1 protein-coding gene and 2 pseudogenes are annotated in these 2,257 nt (G+C 68.9%); 2 read left to right on the top strand and 1 reads right to left on the bottom strand.

What is annotated here, in order from left to right; translation table 11 throughout:
* Both AB0N06_RS38685 and AB0N06_RS38680 read left to right on the top strand, forming a co-directional pair.
* A pseudogene (locus AB0N06_RS38685) lies at positions 1–225 on the top strand (IS3 family transposase); the annotation flags it as partial.
* 478 nt (positions 226–703) lie between these two features.
* Positions 704–2,008 (top strand): DUF4241 domain-containing protein, encoded by a 1,305-nt coding sequence (locus AB0N06_RS38680; protein WP_366139344.1) that lies wholly within the window; start codon positions 704–706, stop codon positions 2,006–2,008.
* A 125-nt stretch (positions 2,009–2,133) separates the two neighbouring features.
* Here the strand turns inward: AB0N06_RS38680 and AB0N06_RS38675 are convergent.
* Positions 2,134–2,257, bottom strand: a pseudogene (locus AB0N06_RS38675) (IS110 family transposase); the annotation flags it as partial.

Genomic DNA, 2,257 nt, shown 5'->3' with positions numbered 1-2,257 from the left:
CGCCAGGCCGAGAAGGAGCCCTGCGAACGGATCCGCCAGGACACCGAGCTGACAGGACAGATCCGGCAGATCCACCAGGACTCCGGCGGCATCTATGGATCGCCCAGGATCCATGCCGTCCTGAAACGCGAGGGCGTCCACGTCGGCCGCAAACGGGTCGAGCGGCTCATGCGCCAGGCCGGCCTGGCCGGGATCAGCCCCCGGAGGGGCAAGGCTTCTACAACCCCCGCCGCATCCAGAAGCGCCTCGGCTACCTCAGCCCCATCGAGTTCGAAGAGAAGCACTACGCCAGTCAGGCAGCGACCGAACCAGTGAATCTGAAACCACGTCAACCCGCTCTCCAGCTAGTCAGCCATTCCTGCTCAGCGGGGGAACCTCAGTCCGATGGCTCTGTACACGAGAACGGGAGTCATTTGTCGACGGCTTCGGGAGTCACCGCGTCACCCTGTCGCTTGATCAATGTCGATGAGTTCGGGAGTCACTGAGTGCCTGTGTCTGAGCCGTCCATGACAGAGTGTCGCTGGCGGCTCAACGGATCACGCTGGCAAGCCACTCGCTGAGCGGGTCATGGACCGGATCACCGGCACGACCGTCTGGGCGCCGGAGCTGGCCCGCCGCCCGCCCAGTAGGGCCGTTGTCACAGCCAGCGGCTACCTTGCAGCTCAGCACAGAACCAAGGCGGGTTGCAGGAAGAGGAGAGGCAATGGTCGTCGAGGTGGGGTACGCGCAGGCGTGGGACCTGGAGGCTTGTGCGCCCTGGCGGCCGATATCCGCCGAGGAGGCCCGGGAGCGGGATGCCGCCGGGCTTCCGTACGTGGTGGTGTACCGGGAGTCGGGCCGGGAGGCTCCGCTGGAAGTCCGGCTCGTCTCCTGGCGGGACCACTACGTCGGGCTGTGGGTCTACGACGCCCAGGGCCGCCGCACCTACGACCTGGACATGCGGCTGCTGGACGACCCGTCGCGGCTGCTGCGCCGGTACTCTGTCGGCTGGTACTACACAGGCCCAGAGATGGCGGAGTTCGACAAGGCGTGCCCACGCATCACCGTGGACCTCTTCCCGGACGGGAGGGGCCGACGGACGGAGGAGCGGCAGGGGCAGGGCGGGGGCTCCTACGCCACCTCGCCCGGACTCCGGGACGACGAGCGCTGGATGGACCGCCCCGCCTTCGGGGAGTGGCCACTGCTCTCGGCCCAGGTACACGGGCTCATTGAGCCGCCGGCCTTCGAGGCGGCTGAGGTGGCCGAGGCAGCCGAGCCAGGTGACGGAGACGCCCCCGCTACCTGCTGGCGTCCGCCGCGCCCCGCGCAGCCCGGGCCGATCAACGAGTTGTTCCGGCCCGGGGTGCGCGTGACCGACGGGTACCACCCCGAGATGACCGTCGTGGAGCCGCGCCGGGTCGGCACCCTGCGCGTACCCAGCGGGCTGCTGGCCGTCTCCGGCCCGGACATCGACCACGGCGACGGGCCGCACATTACGGTCCCCGTCCCGCCCGGGGAGTACGTACTCGACGAGGCGCGGGTCCGCTTCAGCTACCACTGCGAGTGGCGGGACGCCGAGGTCACGACCACGGAACCCACGGCCGTCCGCCTGCTCGTCAGCGAGACCCCCGCAGCGACCTGGGAGATGGCCCTCGGTCCGGACGACGATCCCCGGCTGTTCATCGAGCAGCAGATAGCCGGCTTCGACACCGACGGCGCCACCGGCTGCTTCGCCGACGCCGGGGCCTGGGAGCCGCTCATCGCGCTCTTCGAGCGGGGGCTGATCCGGGGGGAGTCGGACCTGGACGGGTACGAGGACATCGACGACGGTTCCATGTTCATGCAGCGCACCTGGGACGAGGCTTCCGGCGGCGAGCTCATGTCCTTCGCGACGACCGGGGACGGTACCTACCCGGTGTGGGTCGGCCGTTCCGAGGCCGGTGAGGTAATCGGCGTCGTGGTGCTGGTGGAGGGGATGCCCGAGCTGCTCCCGGAGCGGGACGGCACCCCCACCGATGCGGCTGTGTAGGCAGGGTCCTGCCTGCGGCCGCAGTCGCCAGCCTGGTTGCAGCTGGTGACGATCTCGGCAGCACGGTTCACAACGCTCGGCGCCTGGAGTCCGGGGTACATGTACCCATCAGGTCAGCGTTTTCCCTCGGCGCGCTTGCGGTCATAGAACTTCCGCGAGTTGGGGTCGTGCTGGACGCTGATCAGCGCGGAGGTGTAGAAGACGCGCTGCAGGCGGCGGTGGTATCTCGTCGGTCGGTGGTCGTTACCA

Source organism: Streptomyces sp. NPDC051020 (assembly GCF_040683105.1).
In the GTDB taxonomy this organism is placed as follows: domain Bacteria; phylum Actinomycetota; class Actinomycetes; order Streptomycetales; family Streptomycetaceae; genus Streptomyces.
The sequence above is the reverse complement of the archived record's forward strand: the minus strand, read 5'-3'. Positions and strand labels throughout refer to the sequence as shown.

What these genes read in the sequence shown, in the direction of transcription:
- AB0N06_RS38680 (WP_366139344.1), top strand. Translation starts at nt 704, where the DNA reads ATGGTCGTCGAGGTGGGGTACGCGCAGGCGTGGGACCTGGAGGCTTGT.